We start from the raw sequence: 23,472 nt of genomic DNA, 5'->3' as shown, positions 1-23,472 counted from the left end.
GCCGGGCCGGGACGGTGCCAGCGTCCCAGCCCGGCGTCGTCGTGTTCAGCGTGCCGGGAATTGTTCGTCCAACGCGAGGTTCAGCTCCAGCACGTTCACCCCGGGCGACCCCATGAAGCCGAGCGACCGGCCGGTGGTGTGCTCCTGGACCAGGCGCCGGACCGCCGCCGGGTCCGCGCCGCGCTCCCGCGCCACGCGCGCCACCTGGAGCTGGGCGTACGCCGGAGAGATGTGCGGGTCGAGGCCGCTGCCGCTGGCGGTGACCGCGTCGGCGGGCACCGCGGGCTCGGCGGGGGCGTCACCCCGGACGGGGACGATGGTCGCCCCGGCGGCCCGGTAGTCCTCGCCCGGCGTGGCCAGCTCGACCGGAACACCCTGGTAGCGGGCGAGGAACGGGGTGGCGGGTGCGGTCTGGTTGACGCTGACGACCCGGGTGACCGGGCCGGTCAGCCCGTCGCGGCGGAACACCGCCAGCACGGCCCCGACCCCGTCGATGGTGCAGTACGGGCGGCTTCCGTCGACGCCGTTCAGCTCCCCGACGGCCCTGCTGCGTGCGCAGACCTGGGTGAGCAGGCTCCGCGTGCTGTCGTCGGGGTCGGTGGCGATGGTGTCGACGATGTCCTCCGGGCCGAGGTTGCTGGCCGAGGTGGCGGTGGGGTCGTAGCCGTCGCCGGCTGCCGAGGGGCGGGACTGGAAGTAGCGCGGGACGGGGTTGCCGTCGGCGTCGGTGAACGACTGCCCGATGAGCGTGCTGCCGACAGGCCGGCCGTCCACCTCGAGGAGCGATCCGTCGGCCTTGTGGGCGAGGACCGGGATCCGACCGACCGCGACCAGGGCCAGCGGATAGGCCAGGCCGAGCAGGACGGTGAAGACGAGCACCGCGCGCAGCGCGGCCAGGTGCTGGGAGAGCCAAGACGGCAGGCGCATCACAAGATCCCCGGGATGAACTGGACGAGCAGGTCGATGAGCTTGATGCCGATGAACGGCACCACGATTCCGCCGAGGCCGTAGAGCAGCAGGTTGCGGCTGAGCAGCTGCGACGCGGCGGCGGGCCGGTAGCGGACGCCGCGCAGCGCCAGCGGGATCAGCGCGATGATGACGACCGCGTTGAAGATGACCGCGGACAGGATCGCCGACTCGGGGCCGGACAGCCGCATGATGTTCAGCGCCTCCAGGCTCGGGTAGATGCCGGCGAACATGGCCGGGATGATCGCGAAGTACTTCGCGATGTCGTTGGCGATCGAGAAGGTCGTCAGCGCGCCGCGGGTGATCAGCAACTGCTTGCCGATCTCCACGATCTCGATGAGCTTGGTCGGGTCGGAGTCGAGATCGACCATGTTGCCGGCCTCCTTCGCGGCCGACGTGCCGGTGTTCATCGCCACCCCGACGTCTGCCTGGGCTAGCGCGGGTGCGTCGTTGGTGCCGTCACCGGTCATCGCGACCAGCCGGCCACCCTCCTGCTCCTTCTTGATCAAGGCGAGCTTGTCCTCCGGCGTCGCCTCGGCGAGGAAGTCGTCCACCCCGGCCTCGTCGGCGATGGCCTTCGCGGTACGCGGGTTGTCGCCGGTGATCATCACCGTGCGGATGCCCATCCGGCGCATCTCGTCGAAGCGCTCCCGCATCCCGGCCTTGACCACGTCCTTGAGGTGGATGACGCCGAGGGCGCGGGCCGGCTGGCCGTCGAGGTGCTCGGCGACCACCAGCGGGGTGCCGCCGATGCCGCTGATCTCGTCGACGACCTGGCCGACCTGCTCGGTGGGGTGACCGCCGTTGTCGCGGACCCATTTCATGACGGCGGCGGCGGCGCCCTTGCGGATCCGGCGTGCCGGGCCGGCGACACCGCCGTCGGCGGTCGCGTCGGGAGTCAGGTCGACGCCGCTCATCCGGGTCTGTGCGGTGAACGGCACGAAGGTGGCGTGCGGTATGAGCCCGGGTTCGCGTTGCCGTAGGCCGAACTCGTTCTTGGCCAGCACCACGATCGATCGGCCCTCGGGTGTCTCGTCGGCGAGGCTGGACAGCTGCGCCGCGTCGGCCACCGTGGCGACGTCCACCCCTTCGACGGGGACGAACTCGTCCGCTTGCCGGTTGCCGAGGGTGATGGTGCCGGTCTTGTCCAGCAGCAGGGTGTTGACGTCACCGGCCGCCTCGACGGCCCGACCGCTCATCGCGAGGACGTTGCGCTGCACGAGGCGGTCCATGCCGGCGATGCCGATCGCCGAGAGCAGCGCCCCGATGGTGGTGGGGATCAGGCAGACCAGCAGCGACACCAGCACGATCCCGCTGACGCCGGCGTCGGTGATCGCCCGCGTGTCCGGTGCGGCGGCCTGGTGGCCCATCGAGAAGATCGCGAGAGGCTGGAGGGTGACGACGGCCAGCAGGAAGATGACCGTGAGCGCGGCGAGGAGGATGTTCAGCGCGATCTCGTTCGGCGTCTTCTGCCGGTTCGCCCCCTCGACCAGGTTGATCATCCGGTCGATGAAGCTGTCGCCCGGCTTCTGCGTGATCACCACGACGATCCGGTCGGAGAGGACCGTGGTGCCGCCGGTGACCGCGCTGCGGTCGCCCCCGGACTCCCGGATCACCGGGGCCGACTCGCCGGTGATGGCCGACTCGTCGACACTGGCGATCCCTTCGACGACGTCACCGTCGCCGGGGATGGTCTCCCCGGCCTCGACCACGACGATGTCGCCCTGCTTCAGCTGGGGTGCCGGGACGCTCTCGGTACGACAGGTGCCGGGGGCGGCGCCCGGGGTCCAGCCGAGGACGCGGGTGGCGACGGTGTCCGTCTTCGCCTTGCGCAGGGCGGCGGCCTGCGCTTTGCCGCGCCCCTCGGCGACCGCTTCGGCGAGGTTGGCGAAGATCACGGTCAGCCACAGCCACCCGGTGATCGCGAGGGCGAACACCGACGGGTCCGCGACGGTGAGGACGGTGGTGAAGGCCGCGCCGATCTCGACGATCAGCATCACGGGGTTGCGCCACAGGGTGCGCGGGTCGAGCTTACGCAGCGCGTCGGGCAGTGATTGGACGAGCTGCCTCGGGTCCAGCAGTCCACCGCGCCGGCTGCCCTGGGTGGCGGGTGTGCCGGAGGTGGGGGCGTCCGCCGTACCGTGCGGTGCCGGCGTGGAGGTCGTCATGTCCTTCTCTCTCATGGGTGTCACAGCCCCTCAGCGAGGGGGCCGAGCGCGAGCGCGGGCAGGAAGGTCAACGCCACGAGGATCACGGTGACGCCGACGACCATCCCGACGAACAGCGGCCGGTGGGTCGGCAGAGTGCCCTCGGAGGCGGGCGTCGGCTGCTGGCGGGCCAGCGAGCCGGCCAGGGCGAGCACGAGGATGATCGGCAGGAACCGGCCGAGCAGCATGCACAGCCCCAGTGCGGTGTTCCACCACGGCGTGCTCACGGTCAGGCCGGCGAACGCGGAGCCGTTGTTGTTGCTCGCCGAGGTGAACGCGTAGAGCACCTCGGACAGGGCATGCGGGCCGGTGTTGAGCGCGGTGGAGTTGTTGCCGGTGGCGAACGCCGCCGCCGTGCCGGCCAGGACCAGCGCCGGGGTGACCAGGAAGTACAGCGACGCCAGCTTGATCTCGCGGGCGCCGATCTTCTTGCCGACGTACTCCGGTGTCCGGCCGACCATCAGGCCGGCGACGAACACCGTGATCACGGCGAGGATCAGCATCCCGTAGAGGCCGGCGCCGACGCCGCCGGGGGCGACCTCGCCGAGCATCATGTTGATCAGTGGCATCATGCCGCCGAGCGCGGTGTAGGAGTCGTGGAAGGAGTTCACCGCGCCGGTCGAGGTGAGCGTGGTCGCGGCGGCAAACGTGGCCGAGTTCGACACGTCGAACCGGACCTCCTTGCCCTCCAGCGCCACCCCGGCCGCCTGCGGCACCGTGCCGTCGCCGGCCAACTCGAAGACGGTGGTCAAGGCGATGCTCGCGATCGCCAGGACCGCCATCACGGCGGCGATCGCGTACCCCTGCCGGTTCTGCCCGACCATCCGGCCGAAGACCCGGGGCAGGCTGAACGGAATCACCAGGATCAGAAAGATCTCCACCCAGTTCGTCCAGGTGGTCGGGTTCTCGAACGGATGGGCGCTGTTGACGTTGTAGAAGCCGCCACCGTTGGTGCCCAGCTCCTTGATGACCTCCTGGCTGGCCACCGGCCCGCCGGTGATGGTCTGGCTGCCGCCGGTCAGGGTGGTGACCTCGGTGCCGGCGGAGAGGTTCTGCACCGCCCCGCCGATCATCAGGGCGAGGGCGCCGAGCACCGAGATCGGCAGCAGGATCCGCAGCGTGACCCGGGTCAGGTCGACCCAGAAATTGCCCAGGTCGCCCGTGCGGCGGCGGGCGAACCCGCGCACCAACGCGACGGCGACCGCGATACCGACAGCAGCGGAGACGAAGTTCTGCACCGCCAGCCCGGCCATCTGGACCAGGTGCCCCATGGTCGACTCACCCGAATACCACTGCCAGTTGGTGTTGGTCACGAACGACACCGCCGTGTTCCACGCGCCGTGGGTCATCACCGGGTCGAAGCCGAGCGAGAGCCACAGGTGGTTCTGCAGCCGCATGAACGCGTAGAGGAACAGGATCGAGACGGCGGAGAAGGCGAGCACGCCGCGGGCGTACACGCCCCAGGACTGCTCGGCGTTCGCGTCGACCCCGACCAGGCGGTAGATGCCCCGCTCGACGCGGACGTGCCGCTGGCCGGACACCACGCGGAACATGTAGTCGCCGAACGGCTTGTGGACGGCGACCAGCGCCACCACGAGCGAGAGGATGAACAGCGCTCCGGCTGTCGTCACGGCCATCAGAAGCGCTCAGGGAACAACAGGGCGACCACCAGGAACACGGCCAGGCCGATCGCCAGCACCAGACCGATGACGTTGACGGCGCTCACAGCTTCTCCACTCCCCTCACCACCAGGGCGAGAGCCGCGAACAGCCCCATCGTCAACGCCACGAACACCACGTCAGACACGTCTGACTCCTCATTCCGGAACAGCTCGTCACGGCCGCCGTCCGGCCGCGCCGAGCAATCACAACGCCGCCCGCCCCTCACCGACAGGGGCTATAACGCGACCATCACGGCGATCCGGCGTTTCTTAACGCCCTTTTCACACCACCCCTTGTTCGGGTGGTCCCGACTACCGTCAGCAGGGCGGATCACACCGGTTGGCCCAGGGACGCATGCCGGTGCGCAGGCGACGTCGAGGAGCAGGCCCGGCCGGGTGAGCACCGCCGGATGCTCGCGCAGCGGAACTGGCGGACGGTCGACCTTGACGCGGTGTGACGACGGACCCTCCCGGCAACCCCGGGAGGGCGCAGGTCAGGACGGCAGATCCAACTCCACGCAGCAGGCACCGGGGCGGGGCGCCAGCCGGGCCTCGACATCGGCGGCGCCGAGCCCGTCGAGCAGGCCGGTGAGAAAGGCGTGGTTCAGCCCGCAGACCAGTGCGGTGTGTCGGGTGGCCAGGGCGTGGAACGGGCAGTTGTGCAGCAGCAGCCGCCCATGCCGCTGCGCGTCGGGCCGCGGCTCGAATCCGAGGCCGTCCAGCGCCGACAGGACGTCGCACCCGTCCTCGGCCAGTCCAACGCCGACGCTGCGGCCGCGCTCCCCGGCGAGCCGCCGCGCGGCGTCGTCGGCGTGGGCCGGGTCGTCAACGACCGCGTCGGCGAGGATCTCGGCGATCAGTTCGTAGCGGCGTTCCGGGATCGTGACGGCGAGACCGTCGCCAGCCGGTTCGTACACCTTCGGGCTGCGGCCCCGGCCTCTGGGTTGGCCGGGCGGGGCTTGGTAGCGGGCGCGCAGCAGGCCGGCGTCGACGAGCTTGTCGAGGTGGAACGCGGCCAGCCCGCGGGAGATCCCGGCGGCGTCGGCGGCCTCCTCGCGGGTGACCGGGTGGTCCTGGTGGCGCACGTGGTCGTACAGCGCCCGCCGGGACGGATCGGCGAGCGCGGCCACGGCCGTCCACCGGTTCTGCATCCGACCGAGATTATCACCAGCATCGGCTATTGAAATTTGGGTGCACGAGGTACAGCATGATTAACAACAACGCTGATTGGCGAAAATGGGTAGGTGGTTGACGTGGAACCGATGCAGCAGGCCAAACGACCCGTCAACGCCATCGCCGGCCCGTACGGGCACCCGCTTCACCCGGCACTGGTCACGATCCCGATCGGGGCATGGATCACCAGCCTCGTCTTCGACATCGCCTCCCACGTCGCCCACGACGAGACGTTCCTCGCGGACGGTTCCCGATGGCTGATCGCCGTCGGCGTACTCGGCGCCCTCGCCGCGGCGACCGTCGGAGTCCTGGACCTGTTCGCCATCCCCACCCGCACCCGAGCCTTCCGCACCGCCCTGGTCCACATGAGCATCAACCTGGCGGTGACCGCCGCGTACGCGATCGGGTTCGTCATCCGAGGCGGGCAACCGGCCACCCCGGTGCCCATCGGCGCCCTCGCCCTGTCGGCCGCGGCCCTGGCCGCCTTGACCGTCTCCGGCTACCTAGGCGGTGAACTCACCTACCGCTACGGGGTCCGCGTCGCCGACGAAACCACCCAGGCCGACGGCTATCGGACCGCGCCCGTCGCCACCACCATCAAGAAGGAGGGGCTCTGATGGCAGTCGCCGCACTGATCACCTGGTTGATCACCGCCGTCGGTGGATTCGTCATGCTCGGCACCTGGATCTCCGAAGGCGGCCACCGCCCGCGCAGCGGCACCCGGCTGGCCCCCGGCCTGGTGTTCGGCCACTTCGCGCTGGCCGCGATCGGGCTGGTGTTGTGGATCGTCTACCTCGCCGTCGACAAGGACGCGCTGGCCTGGACCGCGTTCGCGCTCCTGCTGCCCGTCGCCCTGCTCGGCTTCACCATGCTGGCCCGCTGGATCCCCGCCCGCCGCACCGACGTCGCCGAGTCCCGCTTCCCCGTCCCGGTCGTGGTCGGCCACGGCCTGTTCGCGGCCACCACTCTCGTCCTCGTCCTGATCACCGCCCTCGGTATCGGTGAGGGCTGACATGGCAGTCACCCCGCTACAGGTCGTCCGGCGCCGGCCCGGCCGGGACCTGGCCGCCGCCGAACAGGCCGCGGCCGCGTTCCTGGCAGCACTCGGCGTGGACCTCGACGCCGGCGGGCTGGCCGACACGCCGGGCCGGATGGCACGCGCCTACGCCGAACTGCTTACCCCGCGCGAGTTCCGGCTCACCACCTTCGACAACGACGAGGGATACGACGAGCTCGTCGTGGCCCGGGCCATCCCGATCCGCTCGGTGTGCGAGCACCACCTGCTGCCGTTCATCGGCGTCGCCCACGTCGGTTACCTGCCCGCCGACCGGATCCTCGGGCTGTCCAAACTCGCCCGGGTGGCGGAACTCTTCGCCCACGGTCCGCAGGTCCAGGAACGGCTGACCAAGCAAATCGCCGACTGGCTCACCGTCCACCTGCGCCCGAGAGGCGTCGGGGTGGTCGTCGAGGCCCAGCACCTGTGTATGACCCTGCGAGGGGTGCAGGCGGTCGGCGCCACCACCATCACCTCCACACTGCTCGGCGCCCTACGCGACGACTCGCGCTCCCGCGCCGAGTTCTTCACCCTCACCGGTGTCGGCGCCCACGCCTGACACGTCCCCCTAGGAGAAACCGTGACCGAGCAACATCCGTTCGTGATCGTCGGGGCCGGCCTGGCCGGGGCCAGAGCCGCGCAGACGCTCCGCGACGAGGGATTCGACGGCAAGATCGTCCTGTTCGGCGAGGAGGCCGAGCGCCCGTACGAACGGCCCGCACTGTCCAAGGGCCTGCTGCTGCGCACCACCAAACGTGACAGCGTCTTCGTCCACGACGCCAGTTGGTACGAAGAACACGATGTCAACCTGCATACCGACACCCGCGTCACGACCCTCGACCGGCAGGCCCGGCAGGTCACGCTCGCCGATGGGCGGCGCTTCGGCTACGACAGGCTGCTGCTTGCCACCGGGGCACGGGCCCGGACGCTGCCTGTCCCCGGCGCGCACCTCGACGGCGTGCTGCGGCTGCGTACCCTCGCCGACTGCGACCGCATCTCCGATGCGATCGTCGACGGGGCGAGCGTCGTCATCGTCGGCGCCGGCTGGATCGGCCTGGAAGTGGCGGCCGCCGCGCGCACCCGCGGTGCCGCCGTCACCGTCGTCGAGGCCGCCGACCTGCCCCTGCAGCGCGTCCTCGGCGACCAGCTCGCGACCGTCTTCGCCGACCTGCACCGCGACCACGGGGTCACCTTCCGCTTCGGCGCCCAGGTCCACGAGTTCCGTGGGTCGGACCGGGTCAGCGCGGTGCTGCTCGCCGACGGCACGGTCCTGCCCGCCGACCTCGTCGTCGTCGGTGTCGGCGTCCTGCCCAACACCGAACTCGCCGAACAGGCCGGCCTCGCCGTCGACAACGGCGTCGTCGTCGACCACACCCTGCGTACCAGCGACCCGTACATCTGGGCCGCCGGCGACCTGGCCAACGCCCGCCACCCCCTGCTGAACATCCGGGTACGGGTCGAGCACTGGGCCAACGCCCTGCACTCCGGACCCGCCGCCGCCCGCGGCATGCTCGGCCGAGCTGTCAGCTACGACCGGCTGCCCTACTTCTACACCGACCAGTACGAGCTGGGCATGGAGTACACCGGCCACGCTCCGCCCGGCTCCTACGACCGGATCGTCGTCCGCGGCGAACTCGCCGGCGGCGAGTTCATCGCGTTCTGGACCGCACAGGGGCGGGTGCTGGCGGGCATGAACGTCAACGTCTGGGACGTGACCGGCCCGATCGGGCAGCTGATCCGCTCCCGGCAGCCCGTCGACCTCGACCGCCTGGCCGATCCCGCCGTCGCCCTCGAAAGTCTGGTCGGGCGGGGGTGAGCCGACCCCGGCGAGGTGGTCGGCGACGGTGCTGGGAGGAGGAAGCCGCGCGCGTTCACCGCCGGTAGGTGTACCAGCGACCCGAAGGGGTACCCGCGCCCAACATCCCGCCAGAGAGGGAGGCTGTGTTGGAAAGTCGAGCCAAGGCGATGGGCCACGGGATCCACCCCATGCTGATCGTTTTCCCGCTGGGGCTGCTCGCCACGGCGGTGATCTTCGACATCCTGTATCTGATCACGGATCGGGCCGGATTCCAGATCTCCGCCGGGTACATCATCGGCGCCGGCATCATCGGCGGCCTCGTCGCCGCAGTCTTCGGATTCACCGACTGGCGGGCCATCCCGTCCGGCACCCGCGCCAAGCGGATCGGCGCGATCCACGGCATCGGCAACGTCGTCGTCGTGCTGTTGTTCGCGGTGAGCTGGCTGGCGCGGGCCACCGCGACGGACTGGGAGCCGAACGCCCTGGCCCTGATCTGCAGCTTCGCAGGGATCGTCCTGTCCGGGATGACGGCCTGGCTCGGCGGCGAACTGGTCGAACGGCTCGGCATCAGTGTCAGCGACGGCGCCGGCGTCAACGCGCCGAGTTCCCTGTCCCGCCGCCCCGCGCGCCGCTCCCGCGCCTGACCGGACCGGGGCGGCATCACCACGGCGCCACCGGCCCGTCGACCCACGTGCCGACGGAGGAACCCATGACCGGGTTGCGTACCGACCTGTACGAGCTGCGGATGGCGGCCAGCTACCTGCGCCGGGACATGGTGGAGCGCGCCACGTTCAGCCTGTTCGTCCGCCGCCTGCCGCCGCAGCGCGGCTTCCTGGTGGCCGCCGGGCTGGCCGAGGCACTGGCCTTCCTGGAGAGCTTCGCGTTCGACGAGGACGACATCGGCTATCTACGCGACACCGTAGGGCTCGACCAACCGACCCTGGCGGCGCTGGCCGGGCTGCGGTTCACCGGTGACGTCTGGGCCGTACCGGAGGGTCGCACGGTGTTCGCCGACGAGCCGCTGTTGGAGGTCACCGCGCCGATCGCGGAGGCGCAGCTGGTGGAGACCGGCGTGCTGAACCTGATCACCTTCCACACCACGGTGGCCAGCAAGGCGGCCCGATGCCGCCTCGCGGCCGGCGACGCGCAGTTGGTCGACTTCGCGTTCCGCCGGACGCACGGGATCGAGGCCGGGGCGGCCGTGGCGCGGGCGTCGGCGATCGCCGGCTTCGCCGCGACCAGCGACGTCGAGGCCGCGCGACGCTACGGGCTGCCGCCGTCCGGGACGATGGCCCACTCGTACGTCGAGGCGTTCCCCGACGAGCGTGCCGCGTTCCGCGCGTTCGCCACCGACTTTCCCACCAACCCGGTGTTCCTCGTCGACACCTACGACACGCCCGCCGGAGTGCGGGCCGCCGTCGAGGTCGTCGCCGAGTTGGGCCTGACCGGCCCGGTGGCCGTGCGACTCGACTCCGGGGATCTCGCCGCACTGGCCGTGCAGGCCCGCGCGATCCTCGACGACGCCGGGCTGACCCGGGCCCAGATCGTGGCCAGCGGCAGCCTCGACGAGGACGTCATCGCGGCGCTCGTCGCCAAGGGCGCACCGATCGACGCGTACGGCGTCGGCACCCGCATGGGCGTCTCCTTCGACGCGCCGTCCCTGGACAGCGCCTACAAGCTGGTGGCCGTCGGCGACCGGCCGGTGCTCAAGCTGTCGCCCGGCAAGGCCACCCTGCCCGGCCCCAAGCAGGTCTTCCGTGATCCCACCGGTGCCAGCGGCGACGTGGTGGGGCTGCGCGACGAACCGCGGCCGGGCAACCGCGAGCCGCTGCTCGTGCCGGTCATGCGCGGCGGTCGTCGCCTCGACGCCGCGGACCCGGCCGGTGAGGTACGCGCGGCGCGTCGCCGATTCGACGCGGACCTCACCTGGCTACCGGAGACGGCGCGTCGGCTGGCGGACCCGGCGCCGCTCACCGCCACCGTCAGCCCGGCCCTCACCGCGCTGCACGACCGGGTGGCGGCGCAGGTGGCGCGGGGCGGGACCTACTGAGCTGTCTCAGCCTGGGTAGCGCTGCGTCCTCGGCGGTGGAGAGCCGACCATCTGCCGGGCCTGGTCACTCCCCCACCTGAGCGATCGCACGGGCATCTGGGCCAGGGCCTGTCTCGAGGTCCGACTCATTTGATCTTGTGGCAGGATCGCGGGATGCTACGACTAACCGACTTCATCATCGATTGCCCGGACACGATGAAGCTGGCAGCCTTCTACTCCGGGGTGACGGGGCTCCCGGTCAAGGAGAGCAGTAACGAGAACTGGGCCGGTATCCAGTTCGGCGAGATCGAACTGGCCTTCATCCAGGTGGAGGACTACCGCGCCCCGCAGTGGCCCGACAGCGAGCACCCCAAGCAGTTCCACCTCGACTTCGAAGTCGACGACATCGAGGCCGAACAGCGCCGCGTCCTGGCCCTCGGCGCGACCCTGCAGCGGGACTGCACCGGCCCCGACGGCTACGGCTTCCGCGTCTACGCCGACCCCATTGGCCACCCCTTCTGCCTCTGCCGCAACAAGGGTGTCGTCTGGACCGATCAGGGCCCCGTCTGGCCCAAGCGCGACCAGTAGGCTCGCCGGGGTGGGACCCCGCAACCGTCGAGCGGTCCTGCTGCTGGGGGCGGCGGCCGTGATCGGTGCCGGCGCGGCCACCGGGACCCTCCTCGGCTACGGGTTCGCGTTCGCCTGGGTCGTGCACTTCGCGCTGACTGCCTGGATCGCCGGGTGGATGCAGCACGCGCAGCCTGCGCTGTCGGGCGGTTACTGGCGGGCTCGGCCCTGGGAGCCTGCTCTCCACCGACGGCTCGGCGTCTGGTGGTACGCACGCCTGCTGCGCCTGCTGGGCTGGGAGCGGGTCATCCGCAACCAGCGTGCCTTCGACGGCAGCCGGTCCGGTCTTGCGGCGCTGGCGCGCGACACCCGTCGCTCCGAGTTCGCCCACCTGGTGCTCGCCTTGATCGGGGTGGGTCTGGCCGGGTTTGCCCTGCTGCTGGGGGCTCGGGGCGCGGCGGGATGGCTCGCGGTCCTCACCGGGTTGCTGCACGTGTACCCGGTCCTGCTGCAGCGGGCGTTGCGGGCCCGGGTCGAGCGGATCGCCGCCGCCGAGCGGATCGCCACCGCTGCCGAGCGGGTCTGACGGCCTGCTCGACCGGGCCCGCGCCGGATCGCACGTGGTCTCGCTTCCGGGCTTCGGGCGAGAGCCCGAGTTCGTCGAGTTCAGGCTGTGTGAGCGCGTAGACGTGAATGTCGAACCGGTGACGCGTAGCCCTGCCGAAGCACGCGTGTGCGGTGGACGGCGACGCGCCGCCGGCGGTCTGAACGGGCAACAGGGATACCGGAGAACGGCGTCGGCCGGTGTCCCCACCCGGCCGACGCGCCGTTCACGCGGACGTCAGTGCTTTTCCAACTCCACCCTCGGCAGCAGCCTCGCCAGCGGCTCAGGCATCCACCAGGCGCGCCGGCCCATCAGCTGCATCGCGGCGGGCACGATCAGGCAGCGGATGATGACCGCGTCCACGAAGATGGCCACCGCCATGCCGAAGCCGGTCTGCTGGAGCAGCCGCTCCGGGCTGAGCATGAAGGCGCCGAAGACGACGATCATGATGGCGCCGGCGGCGCTGATGACCGAGCCGGTGTGGCCGAGGCCCTGACGGACGGCGAGTGCATGGTCCCTGGTGCGCACCCACTCCTCGTGGATCCGGGAGACCAGGAAGATCTCGTAGTCCATGGAGAGACCGAAGACGACCGCGAAGATCATCACCGGCAGGTACGCCTCGATCGGGCCGGGCTCAACGCCGAACCAGCCCTCCTGGAAGACCAGGGTGATCGCGCCGAGCGCCGCGCCGATGCTGAGCAGGTTGAGCAGCGCCGCCTTGAGTGGGATCAGGACCGAACGGAACACGGCCATCAGCAGGATGACGGACAGTCCGACGACGATAGCCATGAACAGCGGCATCCGGTCGGTGACCTTGGCGGAGTAGTCCTCGGCGGCCGCGGTCGAACCACCGACCAGGTAGCTGGCGCCGGTGAGTTCGGAGACGCCGGGCAGTACGTCGTCGCGCAGGTGCGCGACGAGCGCGGAGGTGTCCTGGTCCTGCGGCGACGACTCCGGGAACGTGATTATCGTGGCGACGCCGGGGTTCTTGGTCGGCATGGCCGGGGAGACGGCCTGGATGCCGGGGGTGTCGGCCAGGGCGTTGCTCGCCGCCTCGGCGGCGCCGGCGGCGCTGCCGCGCGGTGTGTCGTCGACGACCACGATCAGCGGCCCGTTAAAGCCGGGGCCGAAGCCTTCGGAGAGCAGGTCGTACGCCTGGCGGCTCGTGCTGTCGGGGTTGTCGCTGCCCGCGTCGGCGAAGCCCAGCCGCATGGTGAACGCCGGCAGGCACAGGGCGCCGAGCGCGACCACGGCCACCAGCATGGCGGTGAGCGGACGGCGCTGGACGGCGGCGGCAAGCGTGCGCCAGAGCGTGCCCTCGGGCGCCTTGCCCTTCGCCTCGCGCCTGGCGGCGCGGGCGGTGAACTGGCGGGCGAAGCGCGCGCCGAAGATGCCCAGCAGCGCGGGCAACAGGGTCAGCGAGGCGGCCATGGTGACCAGCACGGTCAGCGCCACGGACAGGGCCATGCCCTTGAGCGAGCCGAGACCGAGGGCGACCAGGCCCAGCAGGGCGAGGATGACGGTGCAGCCGGCGAAGAACACGGACCGGCCGGCGGCGTCGAGGGCGTCTATTGTGGCCCGCTCGGGGGTGGCGCCCTCGACCAGTTCGGCCCGGTAGCGGGCGAAGATCAGCAACGCGTAGTCGATGCCGACGCCGAGGCCGACCAGCATCATCACGTACGGGGTGTAGGCGGCGATGGTGAACAGGTGCGAGGCGAGGATGATGATGCCGAGAGTGGAGCCCACGGCGAAGACGGCCGTGATGATCGGCAGCCCGGCGGCGATGACGGTGCCGAACATGAAGACCAGGATCACCAGCGCCGCGAGCAGCCCCGCGCCTTCGGCCGCGCCGCCCGAGCTCTGCCCGAGCAGCCGGGCCGGCGCGCCGCCCAGTTCGACCTGGAGGCCGTCGCCGGCCGCCTCCTGGGTCACGTCGTAGACGCGCTCGGCGTCCTCCTTCTCCATGTCCTTGGCGGGCACGTCGAGCATCACCGTGGCGTAACCGATGGTGCCGTCGGGCGCGATGGCGGCCGCATCCTCGTAGAGGCTGCGTACCTGCGCGACGTTGGGCTGCTCGGCGACCTCGGCCAGCATCGTCTCGACGCGCTGCCGGACGGCGGGGTCGCGCAGTCCGTCCCTGGCGTGCAGGACGATCTCCATGGTGTCCCCGGCACGGGCCGCGCCGCTGGCCGCCAGCAGGTCGGCGGCGGCCTGGGACTCGGTGCCGGGTAGGGAGAAGTCCTCACGGTAGTCGTTGCCGGCCATGACGGCCGAGGTCCAGACGCCGATCATCACGGCGAGCCAGAGCAGCAGGGCGAGCCAGCGGCGGCGGTGGGAGAAGCTGGCGACGCGCGCGAACACGCCCGGCCGGCCGCGTGAGTGCGGTGCGGCCTGGGCGATCTCTTCGGTGAGGGTCATGCTCTCTTTCCAGGTCGGATCAGCAAGGGGAGTCGGTCGGCGCGTTTCACCACGGGGTGGTTGCGCGCGGGCCCGTCCTCGCGGGTCTGGCGGCCCGCCCGGGGTTGTGGCGGGCGCACATCCGGATCGACACCCCGCAGATTTCACATGGATCTGCCCGTCACGGATACGGTCACGAGCCTGATGGGCCCGGTGTGCCGCCAGGGCGGTCTTGACTCAGCCAGCCGGGTACGGGGTGGCAACGGGCGTGGTCAGGTGGTGGTGAAGTCGGCCATCATGGCCATGTCCTCGTGTTCGAGGTTGTGGCAGTGCAGCATGAAGGTCCCGGCGTAGTCGGTGAACCGGATGGCGATCTCGACCGCTTCGGACGGGCGTACGTCGACGGTGTCCTTCCAGCCGGCGTCGTACGGGCCGGGTGCCCGGTTGTTGCGGCTGATCACCTGGAACGGGTCGAGGTGCACGTGTACCGGGTGGTGGAAGTCGCTGATCAGTCGCCAGACCTCGGTGGTGCCGAGGCGCGGCCGGGCCAGCGGGCGGCCGGGTCGGTAGGGCTGGCCGTTGATGGTCCATCCGTGGTCGGGGCGCAGCTGGAAGTGGAACGTCCGCGTCACTGCGGCGCGGGCCGGGTCGAGGGGCTCGATGTGGCTGAGTCGCTCGGGCAGGCCCGGCTCGTCGTGGGTCGCGCCGGTGATGTCGAAGGCCATCACGTGGGCCGTGTGGCCGGTGCCGAGGCGGTTCACCAGCCGTACGCGGGTGCCGGGACGGTAGCGAGAGAAGTCGATGACCACGTCGAAGCGTTCGGCGGGTGCGATGTCGATGGTGTGGTGGGTCAACGGGCGGTGCAGCAGACCACCGTCGCCGCCGATCTGCACCAGGCCGCCGTCAGGGGCCGGCGGGTCGAGTGCCAGCCGGTACCGCCGGGCGTTGGAGGCGTTGAGCAGCCTCAGCCGGTACCGGGCCCGGTCGGTCCGCAGCACCGGCCAGGGTGCGCCGTTGACGAGGATGACGTCGCCGAGCACGCCGTTCATGTACGGATCGGTGACGCCGGGGCTGCGCAGGTCCGGGTCGATCAGCGGGTAGCGCAGCGAACCGTCCGCGGCGAACGACCGGTCGGCGATCATGATCGGGATGTCGCGGTCGCCGGCGGGTAACCGCAGCGCGTCCTCCTCGTCGTCGTGCACGAGGTGGAAGCCGGCCAGCCCGCGCCAGACCGCCACGCCGGTGTGCCCGTGCCGATGGTCGTGGTACCAGAGCGACGCGGCCCGCTGCCGCATCGGGTACGTGTAGTCCCGCTCGCCGACGCTGATCCGCCCCGGTTCGTGGCCGCCATGGTGGCCGGCGTGGTGGCCGACGTGCGCTGGGGTGCTTCCTCCGGCCGGCATGATGAGGTCCGCGGGGTAGCCGTCGCTGTCGGCGGGGGTGTGTCCGCCGTGCAGGTGGACCACGGTCGGGTGGGGCAAAGTGTTGCGGTGCCGGACGACGGTGCGCCGACCGGTGCGGGAGCGGATCGTGGGGCCGGGGAAGCTGCCGTGGTACGTCCACGCCTCGGTGGGCAACCCGGGCAGGATGCTCAGCGTGACCGGCCGTTGGGTGATCTCGTGGTAATCCGTCGTGGCGTCGGAGCGTACCGGCGCGAGCACCGGAGGAACGGGCAACGGCACCTGGTACGGCCGGGGCAGCGGCACCTGGCTCGGCAGCAGCCGGCCCGGTTCGCCGGGGCCGAGCAGCCCGCTGCGGGCGAGCCAGCCACCGCCGGCGGCCGCCGCCACGGCGGCCGCGCCCGTGCCGAGCAGTCGACGGCGGGTGATTCGTGGACTCATGCGGCCTCCTCCGTGGTCAGGTCCGGCGTCCGTCGGGTCGGCGTGCCGGTCGCCGTCCGCGGGGGACGGGTGGGTGCCGCGCCCCATGACCTGACGAGCAGCAGCGCCACGCCCACGGTGAGTCCGACGGCGAGGGGAACATGGACGGTCAGGACCCGCTGCTCGCCGAGGGGGATCAGCGCGCCGGCGATCAGGAGTTGGATCAGGCTGGTCCGCACCGGCCAGGACGGGCCCCTGCTGGACCGCCACCAGACGACGGCGGTGATGCACTGCGCCAACAGGGCGAGCGCCAGCAGCCCTCCGTTGAGGCCGTGGGCGGCGAGGGCGTCGTAGTGCCCGGAGAGGAACCCGCCGGCGAGGGCGGCCTGGCCGAGGATCAACACGGCCACGCAGGTGGTGATCGCGCGGAAGAGCAGCCACGACCGGGAGCGTGCGGCCCCCGGGGTGGGGGTGGGCGCGTGGTGGTCGAGGATCGTCACGTCACCCGTCCTCAGTTCTGGGCGTCGACGACGGCCGGCTGCCGGTTCTGGCGTACGCCGCGCCGCCAGACGTCGACGATGTCGCTGACGGCGGTGATGTCGGTGGTCGGATCCCCGTCGACGAGCAGCAGGTCGGCGCGGAGCCCGGGCGCGATGCGGCCCCGGTCGGTCAACCCGAAGTGCCGGGCCGACACGCTCGTGGCCGCCGCCAGCGCCTCGGTCTGGGTCAGTCCGGCCTTGACGAGCAGCGCCAGCTCGCGGTGCATGGCGGTGCCGTGCTGCGGGGCGAACGGGGTGGCATCCGTGCCGGCCAGCAGCGTGACGCCGGCCCGGTGCAGCACGCCGGCGGCGTGCACCGCGTTGGCGGCGCTGCCCGCGGCGACGTGGTCCAGGGCGGCGCCCTGGCTGATCGCTTCGAAGTAGGCGAGCGTGGTGACCACGAAGACGCCGTCGCCGGCGATCCGCTCCGCGAGTCGCCAGCCGATCGGGTCGTTGGACCCGGCGTCGGCGTAGACGTGCGCGAGCCCGTCGACACCGGCGTCGAGGGCGATGGTCACCTCCCGGGTCGTGATGGCGTGTGCGAGCACTGTCAGACCGACGGCGTGTGCCGCCTCGACCAGGGCGGACACGACGTCGGGGGTCAGCACGGGAAGGTCCGCGCCGTGCATCGCCCCGTCGTCGACAACGATCTTGATGTAGTCGGCGCCCTCGGCGACCCGGGCGGCGACGAACGGCTCGGCGTCCGCCACCGTCGCGACGGTGGGGAACGGGCCGGCGGCGTCGCCGAGCGCCGCCATCGCCTGCGCGTCGAGACCGGTCATCAGTTGGCTCGGGTGGCCGCCCGGAGCCGTGGCGAGCAGGCCGCAGCTGCGCAGGTCGGCCACGTCATCGCGGTCGGCCGCCAGCCGGCGCTGGCGGGCCAGGTTGTCCGGCAGGCAGAACATGTCCAGTTCGGTGGTGACGCCGGCGGCCAGGGCCTGGGCGAGGCTGCCGTCGAAGGTGTGGGTGTGGGCGTCGATGAGGCCGGGCAGCAGGGTCCGGCCGACGCCGTCGACCTGCACGTCGGCCGGCCGGCCGTCCGGTTCGGCAATCCGGTCGCCGTCGATGAACACGTCGGCTCGTTCCACGGTGCGCTGCCCGTCGAACACCCGGACGTCACGGATCACGGTACGCATTGCGGCCTCCAAGGCGGTGGGAGTGGCTCGGCCGGGACGGGATCGTCCTGACTCGGCAACCAGGAGGGCGCTCGCGTCGCCAACTGTGACAGCGGTGGTGCTCGGCTGCGGAATGAATCACATTTCGCCACCGGGGATGTCACACTTCGGCACGGCGGTGCCCTCTCAGAGGTGAACCCGACCGGAGGTGACACCCGTGTCCGACGACGTGCAGCCGGCGCCGACCGCCGACCCGACGACTACCTTCCTCGCCCACCGGGAGCTGCTGTTCTCGGTGGTCTACGCGATGCTGGGCAGCGTCGCCGACACCGAGGATGTGCTGCAGGAGACCTGGCTGGCCTGGGCGGCAAGAAACCACACCGACGGTGCGTCGATCGAGAACCCCCGCGCCTATCTGACGCGGGTCGCCGTCAACCAGGCCCTCGCCCAGCGCGCGGCCCTCGACCGGCGCCGCGAGTCCTACGTCGGCCAGTGGCTGCCCGAGCCCCTCGCCACCCTGCCCGCCGAGGACGGCGACGCGGGCGACGCCGTCCTGCGCGCCGAGTCCTCGTCGATGGCGCTGCTGGTGGTGCTGGAGACCCTCACTCCCGCGGAGCGGGTCGTCTTCGTCCTGCACGAGGTGTTCGGCTACCCGCACACCGAGATCGCGACCATCATCGGCCGCTCACCGGCGGCGGTGCGCCAACTCGCCCACCGGGCCCGTGAGCATGTGCAGGCGCGCCGCCCCCGGTTCCAACCCGATCCCCGACTCCAGCGGCAGGTGACCGAGCGGTTCCTCACCGCCGCGCTCGGCGGTGACCTGCGCGGCCTGCTGGCCGTCCTCGCCCCGGACGTCACCCTGTGGACCGACGGCGGCGGCAAGGGCCCCGCCACCAGCCTGCACCCGGTGCACGGGCGCGACGAGGTGGCACGGCTGCTCCTCGCGGTCGCCGCCAACGTTCCGGCCGGGCTCGACATCCGTTACCGGCCGGTCAACGGCGATCCCGCCGCGATCCTGTTCGAGCGCAATGTCCCGTTCGCGGTCCTCGTGCTCGACCTCGACCCCGAGCGGGAGGCGGTGCGCCGGGTCTTCTCCGTCACCAACCCCGACAAGCTCTCTCGGGTCGGCGGATGAGGCAGCGCAACGCGAGCCGGCCCGGTCGTGCCGACGAGCGGCCGTTGAGGACGCATCTGCCACACGTCCGCCGGGTCGTCGCCGGCAACGGCCCCTGCTGCAAGTCCTTCCTCTGGCCAACGTCCGTTGTCAGGTCAGGTGCCAGGCCGGCACCTTCCGCGCCGTCGTAGGCGGTCCAGGTCCACGGCCCCTCGGAGCGCCCCGCACGACCGGCGGCGTCGGCAACGTCGTCGCCGGTCGTCAGGTAGGACCTGGCCCTGGCGCGGCCACCGTGGCAAGGTGGTGAGGCGCGCTTGACGCTGGAGTTCGATCATGCAGGAACGGGTAGTCGTCGTCGGCTACGACGGCGCGGAGTTGCTGGACGTCGCCTGCGTGACGTCCAGTCTCCACCTCGCCAACCGCATCGGGGCCAACCCACCCTACCGACCCCTGCTCGCCACACCCGGCAGCCGTCCCATCACGTGCGACTCGGGGCTGCGGGTGGACGCCCATGTCGCCGTGGAGCGGTTCAACGCCCCGCTGGACACCCTGCTGGTCTCCGGTGGCCTCGGCCACGAACGGGCTGCCGGAAGCATCTCCCTGGTCGGACACGTCCGACGCTTGGCCGCCCTCGCTCGCCGGGTCGCGGCGGTCTGTACGGGGTCCACGGTGCTGGCGGAGGCCGGTCTGCTCACCAACCGGCGCGCCACCACCCACTGGATGTACGCCGACCAGCTCGCGCACCGCTATCCCGACGTGCAGGTCGATCCGGATCCGATCTACATTCGGGACGGCAGTATCGCGACCTCCGGCGGCGTCACAAGCGCCCTGGATCTGACCCTGGCGTTCATCGAGGAAGACCACGGGGTGGCACTGGCGCGCGGCGTCGCGCTGGGCACGGTCGCGTATCTGCAGCGCCCGGGCGGCCAGACGCAGCGGAGCATGTTCCTGACCCCGCACACCACCGACGATCTCGTGGTTCGCCGGGCGACCAACCACATCCTGAGCCACCTCGGCGACGATCTCAGCACCGGCAGACTGGCACGGCTCGCCGGGGTCAGCGAACGCCACCTGTCCCGGCTGTTTCTCACCTACGTGCACGAGACCCCCGCGCAGTACGTGCGACGGGCGCGGACCGAGGCGGCGGCGCACCTGCTGACGTCGACCGCTCTGCCGCTGGCCGCGGTGGCCCGGCGGTCCGGCTTCGGCTCGACCGAATCGCTGCGGCAGGCGTTCCGCGACCGGTATGCCGTTCCGCCGTCGCAGTACCGGCGAAGCCGCCAGTCGTCCGGAACACCTGAACCCACGATATCGGCATCGCTTCACAGGAATCCGGACCCGACCCACCGCGGCTGCTGACCGGCCCTGGCGCGGCCCCGGACGATCGGTGCCATGACTGAGAGGCTGGTGCCGCGTCGGGCGAGGCTCACCGATCGTTGGCCGACCGCGTTGGCGATCGTGTGCGGCTCAGGCGCGATCACCGTGATAGCGCTCGTGGGACGCGAGGCGGAGCTGTTCGGCCCCGCCGTCGCCACGATGGCGGGAATCTATCTGATGGCGTACGCGGTCGGTCGTCCGTCGGCGGCGTGGCCGGCTTTCGTCGTGCTGAGCGCGGTCGTGTCGGTGCTGCACGTCCTGCGGCAGTCGCAGCTGCTCCCGCTCGATCCGGCGACGGGGATGGCGTTCGTCCTGGTGCCGCTGTGGTGGTGGGCGGTGGCCCGCCGCCGGTTCACCGACGTCGGCACATTTTCGATCCAGACTGGCGGCGCGATGGGCTTCGGTGTGCTCACGTTGCTGTGCGCAGCAGCTCAGCCGCAGCTGGGGGCCGTGCTGGCCGGTATCGGTTTCCTGACGCACGGGGTCTGGGACGCGTACCACTTCACCGCCGGCAAGGTGGTGAGCCGGCCGTGGTCGGAGTTCTGCGCTGTGGTCGACCTCGTGGTGGGCGCGGCCCTGATCGTCGCCGCCACGGCAAGGTGAGCGATGTCCGACGTGGAGCCGCTGATCGGCGGCACCGGGCTGGCGGTTCGCGTGTTGGGGCCGCTCGAGGCATCGGTGGACGGGCGGCGGGTCACCCTGACGTCACCCCGGCTGCGCAGCCTGCTGGTGGTGCTGGCCCTGTCGGCGGGGGCGCCGGTGTCGATCGACCGGCTGGCGGCCGCCATCTGGGATGAGGACCTGCCCGAGCACGCCCGTCGCGCGGCGCAGGTCTACGTCACGCGGCTGCGGGCCGCTCTGGGGGCCGACCTGATCCGCACCGTACCGGGCGGATACCTGCTCGTGACCGCCCCGGAGCAGGTTGACGCGATCCGGTTCGGGCGGCTGCTCGATGCCGCGGCGGCGGTCCCGGACACCGTCGTGGAGCGGGCGCGGCTGGACGAGGCGCTGGCCCTGTGGCGTGGCGCTCCCTTCGACGGGATGCGCTCGGCGTGGCTGGCGACGGTCGTGGCGCCCGGGTTGGTCGAGCGCTACCTCACCGCCGTGGAACGCCGCGTCGAACTGGATCTCGCTCAGGGGCGCCACGAGGAACTCGTGCCGCAGTTGCGCCAGTTGGCCGGGCAGTACCCGACTCGGGAGAGGCTGTGTGGCCAGCTGATGACCGCGCTGTTCCGGGCCGGGCGGCGGTCCGATGCGCTCGACGCGTACCAGCGGCTGCGCCGCATGCTCGCCGACGAACTCGGCCTCGACCCTGAGCCATCCATGCGTGAGCTGCACCGACACATCCTGACCACCGAGGCCGTGCCGGCCCAGCCCGTCGACCGGTGGCTCGCGGCCGCCCCGGTGCCCCGGCAGGTCCCGCGGGGAGTCACCGACTTCACCGGCCGGGCCGAGACGCTGGCGCGGCTCGACGCCCTGTTGACGGGGAGCGGCTCCGCGCCGCCGGCGGAGGTGGTGATCGCGGCAGTCATCGGCACCGCCGGGGTCGGCAAGACCGCGTTGGCCCTGCACTGGGCGCACCGGGTAGCCGACCACTTCCCCGACGGCCAGCTGTACGTGAACCTGCGCGGGTTCGACCCTTCCGGCCGGGTCATGGACACCGGCGAGGCCCTTCGCGGGTTCCTCCACGCCCTCGGTGTTCCGCCGCAGCACATCCCGCCCACCCTCGAGGCGCAGACCGGCATGTACCGCAGCCTTCTGGCCGGCAAGCGGATCCTCGTCCTGCTGGACAACGCCCGCGACGCGGACCAGGTCCGGCCGTTGCTGCCCGGCACGCCGGGCAACCTCGCACTGGTGACCAGCCGCAGTCAGCTCGCCGGGCTGGTCGCCGCCGAGGCCGCCCACCCGATAACGGTCGGCCTGCTCCCCCACGCGGAGGCACGGCGGATGCTGGCCGCGCGGCTGGGCGCCGATCGTGTGGCCGCCGAGCCGAAGGCGACCGAGGCGATCATCACCCGCTGCGCACGGCTACCGCTGGCACTGGCCATCGTCGCCGCCCGGGCGGCCACGTACCCGGCGTTCTCACTCGCCGCCCTGGCCGAGACGCTGCGCGATCCCGCCGGCAGGCTGGACGCCCTGACCGCGGACGGCACCGCCATGAACATGCGGGCGTCCTTCTCCTGGTCCTACCGCAGCCTCACGCCGGACGGGGCGCGCCTGTTCCGGCTCCTCGGCCTGCACCCCGGCCCCGACACGTCCACGCCAGCCGCGGCCGGCCTCGCCGCGCTGACCGTTCGCCGTGCGCGCGTCATCCTCGCCGAACTGACCTGCGCGCACCTGCTCGTCGAGCACCGCCCCGGCCGGTACGCCTTCCACAACCTGCTCCGCGCCTACGCGGGCGAACTCGCCAGGGACACCGATCCCGGGGCCGAGCACGAAACGGCGACGCTCCACGCGCTGGGCCACCACCGCAAATGCATCGAGTCGTCTTCGGAATGACTGAGCGGCATTGGCCGCCATCCCACCTCGGGAACCGATTCGATGCGTTCATCTCGGGGTGGGCCATCTAGGCTGGCCTTCCCGGGATCCGACGCAGACAAGTTCGGACGGCGCCCGTACAGCCATGTCGAGCCCCTGCTCCAGACTCTCGCCGAGCAACCAGATCAGGCCGGAAGAGAAGGCGACCATCCTCGCCGAGGCCGTTACATACACGTACGAGTGACTCAACCACCAGGCCACAGGAAACACGTCCTCCTCGACAACCGATTCCACTTCGGCCGCCTCAGAGCGATGCCTCCGCCCCACTCCACCCGGATCAACGATCAGTGGCTCCGCGTTGGTGAAATTTGGCCCCTCGCTGTTGATCGGAGCTATCTCCAGGCCGGAAAGCGCCTCCACGAAGGCGATCGCGGGCAGATTGCTCCGATAGCCTTCCGCGACCAGGTCGGTGACGATCTCACCCACGTCGACCTTCCGGCCCCAGAACCATCCGGACGCCTCAAGGGCAGCGATGACTGAGGAGGGAAGCGAGGCGAAGTCCAGCATCTCACCG

At 71.4% G+C, this 23,472-nt stretch carries 22 protein-coding genes; 12 read left to right on the top strand and 10 right to left on the bottom strand.

The window, feature by feature from the left end; translation table 11 throughout:
* Positions 1 to 45 precede the first annotated feature (45 nt).
* The 5 genes from AB0L34_RS05280 to AB0L34_RS05260 form a co-directional block, all read right to left on the bottom strand.
* Positions 46 to 927, bottom strand: coding sequence for a potassium-transporting ATPase subunit C (locus AB0L34_RS05280; RefSeq protein WP_363702045.1), 882 nt, complete (start codon positions 925 to 927; stop codon positions 46 to 48).
* The gene (kdpB, locus tag AB0L34_RS05275) at positions 927 to 3,134 is read right to left on the bottom strand and encodes a potassium-transporting ATPase subunit KdpB (protein WP_363702043.1); all 2,208 of its coding nucleotides are present in this window, start codon (positions 3,132 to 3,134) and stop codon (positions 927 to 929) included. The genes AB0L34_RS05280 and kdpB overlap by 1 nt, the downstream gene beginning before the upstream one ends.
* 20 nt (positions 3,135 to 3,154) lie before the next feature.
* On the bottom strand, positions 3,155 to 4,810 hold the full coding sequence (gene kdpA / locus AB0L34_RS05270; RefSeq protein ID WP_363702041.1) for a potassium-transporting ATPase subunit KdpA: 1,656 nt from the start codon (positions 4,808 to 4,810) through the stop codon (positions 3,155 to 3,157).
* Positions 4,810 to 4,899: a K(+)-transporting ATPase subunit F gene (gene kdpF / locus AB0L34_RS05265; protein ID WP_350704204.1), complete on the bottom strand. Its 90-nt coding sequence runs from the start codon at positions 4,897 to 4,899 to the stop codon at positions 4,810 to 4,812. Before kdpF ends, kdpA begins: the two co-directional genes overlap by 1 nt.
* A gap of 428 nt (positions 4,900 to 5,327) precedes the next feature.
* Positions 5,328 to 5,984: a helix-turn-helix domain-containing protein gene (locus AB0L34_RS05260; RefSeq protein WP_363702039.1), complete on the bottom strand. Its 657-nt coding sequence runs from the start codon at positions 5,982 to 5,984 to the stop codon at positions 5,328 to 5,330.
* 111 nt (positions 5,985 to 6,095) lie between these two features.
* Between AB0L34_RS05260 and AB0L34_RS05255 the strand changes: the two genes are divergently transcribed.
* The 8 genes from AB0L34_RS05255 to AB0L34_RS05220 all read left to right on the top strand — a co-directional run bounded on the left by AB0L34_RS05255 (position 6,096) and on the right by AB0L34_RS05220 (position 12,040).
* Positions 6,096 to 6,623 (top strand): DUF2231 domain-containing protein, encoded by a 528-nt coding sequence (locus tag AB0L34_RS05255; RefSeq protein WP_363702065.1) that lies wholly within the window; start codon positions 6,096 to 6,098, stop codon positions 6,621 to 6,623.
* Positions 6,623 to 7,018, top strand: coding sequence for a hypothetical protein (locus tag AB0L34_RS05250; RefSeq protein WP_363702037.1), 396 nt, complete (start codon positions 6,623 to 6,625; stop codon positions 7,016 to 7,018). Before AB0L34_RS05255 ends, AB0L34_RS05250 begins: the two co-directional genes overlap by 1 nt.
* A 1-nt stretch (position 7,019) precedes the next feature.
* Positions 7,020 to 7,619 carry a GTP cyclohydrolase I FolE gene (gene folE / locus AB0L34_RS05245; RefSeq protein ID WP_363702035.1) on the top strand — a complete coding sequence of 200 codons (600 nt, stop codon included), beginning with the start codon at positions 7,020 to 7,022 and terminating at the stop codon, positions 7,617 to 7,619.
* Positions 7,620 to 7,640: 21 nt separating this feature from the next.
* Positions 7,641 to 8,876: an FAD-dependent oxidoreductase gene (locus AB0L34_RS05240; RefSeq protein ID WP_363702033.1), complete on the top strand. Its 1,236-nt coding sequence runs from the start codon at positions 7,641 to 7,643 to the stop codon at positions 8,874 to 8,876.
* 68 nt (positions 8,877 to 8,944) lie between these two features.
* Entirely contained in the window at positions 8,945 to 9,502 is a 558-nt protein-coding gene (locus tag AB0L34_RS05235) for a DUF2231 domain-containing protein (protein WP_363702031.1), read from the top strand.
* A gap of 65 nt (positions 9,503 to 9,567) precedes the next feature.
* Complete coding sequence (locus AB0L34_RS05230) at positions 9,568 to 10,908, top strand: nicotinate phosphoribosyltransferase (RefSeq protein WP_363702029.1); 1,341 nt, start codon at positions 9,568 to 9,570, stop codon at positions 10,906 to 10,908.
* Between the two features lie 153 nt (positions 10,909 to 11,061).
* Entirely contained in the window at positions 11,062 to 11,475 is a 414-nt protein-coding gene (locus AB0L34_RS05225; protein WP_363702027.1) for a VOC family protein, read from the top strand.
* A 10-nt stretch (positions 11,476 to 11,485) separates the two neighbouring features.
* On the top strand, positions 11,486 to 12,040 hold the full coding sequence (locus AB0L34_RS05220) for a hypothetical protein (RefSeq protein WP_363702025.1): 555 nt from the start codon (positions 11,486 to 11,488) through the stop codon (positions 12,038 to 12,040).
* 255 nt (positions 12,041 to 12,295) lie between these two features.
* On the opposite strand, the gene AB0L34_RS05215 is transcribed toward AB0L34_RS05220, so the two are convergent.
* From AB0L34_RS05215 to AB0L34_RS05200, 4 genes are all read right to left on the bottom strand, one after another.
* The gene (locus tag AB0L34_RS05215; RefSeq protein ID WP_363702023.1) at positions 12,296 to 14,476 is read right to left on the bottom strand and encodes an MMPL family transporter; all 2,181 of its coding nucleotides are present in this window, start codon (positions 14,474 to 14,476) and stop codon (positions 12,296 to 12,298) included.
* A 251-nt stretch (positions 14,477 to 14,727) separates the two neighbouring features.
* Positions 14,728 to 16,296, bottom strand: coding sequence for a multicopper oxidase domain-containing protein (locus AB0L34_RS05210; protein ID WP_363702021.1), 1,569 nt, complete (start codon positions 16,294 to 16,296; stop codon positions 14,728 to 14,730).
* Complete coding sequence (locus tag AB0L34_RS05205) at positions 16,293 to 16,775, bottom strand: hypothetical protein (RefSeq protein ID WP_363702019.1); 483 nt, start codon at positions 16,773 to 16,775, stop codon at positions 16,293 to 16,295. Before AB0L34_RS05205 ends, AB0L34_RS05210 begins: the two co-directional genes overlap by 4 nt.
* Before the next feature lie 11 nt (positions 16,776 to 16,786).
* A complete protein-coding gene (locus AB0L34_RS05200; RefSeq protein ID WP_363702017.1) occupies positions 16,787 to 17,950 on the bottom strand; it encodes an amidohydrolase family protein in 1,164 nt (387 codons plus the stop codon).
* Positions 17,951 to 18,146: 196 nt separating this feature from the next.
* Here AB0L34_RS05200 and sigJ point away from each other — a divergent pair, with 196 nt between their 5' ends.
* The 4 genes from sigJ to AB0L34_RS05180 all read left to right on the top strand — a co-directional run bounded on the left by sigJ (position 18,147) and on the right by AB0L34_RS05180 (position 22,919).
* Positions 18,147 to 19,064 carry an RNA polymerase sigma factor SigJ gene (sigJ, locus tag AB0L34_RS05195; RefSeq protein ID WP_363702015.1) on the top strand — a complete coding sequence of 306 codons (918 nt, stop codon included), beginning with the start codon at positions 18,147 to 18,149 and terminating at the stop codon, positions 19,062 to 19,064.
* Between the two features lie 312 nt (positions 19,065 to 19,376).
* Positions 19,377 to 20,402 (top strand): helix-turn-helix domain-containing protein, encoded by a 1,026-nt coding sequence (locus AB0L34_RS05190; protein ID WP_363702013.1) that lies wholly within the window; start codon positions 19,377 to 19,379, stop codon positions 20,400 to 20,402.
* 33 nt (positions 20,403 to 20,435) lie between these two features.
* Positions 20,436 to 21,023 (top strand): hypothetical protein, encoded by a 588-nt coding sequence (locus AB0L34_RS05185; RefSeq protein ID WP_363702011.1) that lies wholly within the window; start codon positions 20,436 to 20,438, stop codon positions 21,021 to 21,023.
* A gap of 3 nt (positions 21,024 to 21,026) precedes the next feature.
* The gene (locus AB0L34_RS05180; protein ID WP_363702009.1) at positions 21,027 to 22,919 is read left to right on the top strand and encodes a BTAD domain-containing putative transcriptional regulator; all 1,893 of its coding nucleotides are present in this window, start codon (positions 21,027 to 21,029) and stop codon (positions 22,917 to 22,919) included.
* 48 nt (positions 22,920 to 22,967) lie between these two features.
* Here AB0L34_RS05180 and AB0L34_RS05175 read toward each other — a convergent pair whose 3' ends face one another.
* The gene (locus tag AB0L34_RS05175) at positions 22,968 to 23,465 is read right to left on the bottom strand and encodes an SUKH-3 domain-containing protein (RefSeq protein WP_363702007.1); all 498 of its coding nucleotides are present in this window, start codon (positions 23,463 to 23,465) and stop codon (positions 22,968 to 22,970) included.
* Positions 23,466 to 23,472: the final 7 nt, after the last annotated feature.

Origin of the sequence: Micromonospora sp. NPDC052213, assembly GCF_040679695.1 — a bacterium.
GTDB lineage: Bacteria > Actinomycetota > Actinomycetes > Mycobacteriales > Micromonosporaceae > Micromonospora.
This window is presented reverse-complemented; position numbering and strand designations above follow the sequence as displayed.

Bases quoted from the DNA above. Each gene is read 5' to 3' on its own strand.
- AB0L34_RS05280 (WP_363702045.1), bottom strand. From the start codon at position 927: ATGCGCCTGCCGTCTTGGCTCTCCCAGCACCTGGCCGCGCTGCGCGCG.
- kdpB (WP_363702043.1), bottom strand. From the start codon at position 3,134: ATGACGACCTCCACGCCGGCACCGCACGGTACGGCGGACGCCCCCACC.
- kdpA (WP_363702041.1), bottom strand. From the start codon at position 4,810: ATGGCCGTGACGACAGCCGGAGCGCTGTTCATCCTCTCGCTCGTGGTG.
- AB0L34_RS05260 (WP_363702039.1), bottom strand. From the start codon at position 5,984: ATGCAGAACCGGTGGACGGCCGTGGCCGCGCTCGCCGATCCGTCCCGG.
- AB0L34_RS05255 (WP_363702065.1), top strand. From the start codon at position 6,096: ATGCAGCAGGCCAAACGACCCGTCAACGCCATCGCCGGCCCGTACGGG.
- AB0L34_RS05250 (WP_363702037.1), top strand. From the start codon at position 6,623: ATGGCAGTCGCCGCACTGATCACCTGGTTGATCACCGCCGTCGGTGGA.
- folE (WP_363702035.1), top strand. From the start codon at position 7,020: ATGGCAGTCACCCCGCTACAGGTCGTCCGGCGCCGGCCCGGCCGGGAC.
- AB0L34_RS05230 (WP_363702029.1), top strand. From the start codon at position 9,568: ATGACCGGGTTGCGTACCGACCTGTACGAGCTGCGGATGGCGGCCAGC.
- AB0L34_RS05225 (WP_363702027.1), top strand. From the start codon at position 11,062: ATGCTACGACTAACCGACTTCATCATCGATTGCCCGGACACGATGAAG.
- AB0L34_RS05215 (WP_363702023.1), bottom strand. From the start codon at position 14,476: ATGACCCTCACCGAAGAGATCGCCCAGGCCGCACCGCACTCACGCGGC.
- AB0L34_RS05210 (WP_363702021.1), bottom strand. From the start codon at position 16,296: ATGAGTCCACGAATCACCCGCCGTCGACTGCTCGGCACGGGCGCGGCC.
- AB0L34_RS05200 (WP_363702017.1), bottom strand. From the start codon at position 17,950: ATGCGTACCGTGATCCGTGACGTCCGGGTGTTCGACGGGCAGCGCACC.
- AB0L34_RS05190 (WP_363702013.1), top strand. From the start codon at position 19,377: ATGCAGGAACGGGTAGTCGTCGTCGGCTACGACGGCGCGGAGTTGCTG.
- AB0L34_RS05185 (WP_363702011.1), top strand. From the start codon at position 20,436: ATGACTGAGAGGCTGGTGCCGCGTCGGGCGAGGCTCACCGATCGTTGG.
- AB0L34_RS05180 (WP_363702009.1), top strand. From the start codon at position 21,027: ATGTCCGACGTGGAGCCGCTGATCGGCGGCACCGGGCTGGCGGTTCGC.
- AB0L34_RS05175 (WP_363702007.1), bottom strand. From the start codon at position 23,465: ATGCTGGACTTCGCCTCGCTTCCCTCCTCAGTCATCGCTGCCCTTGAG.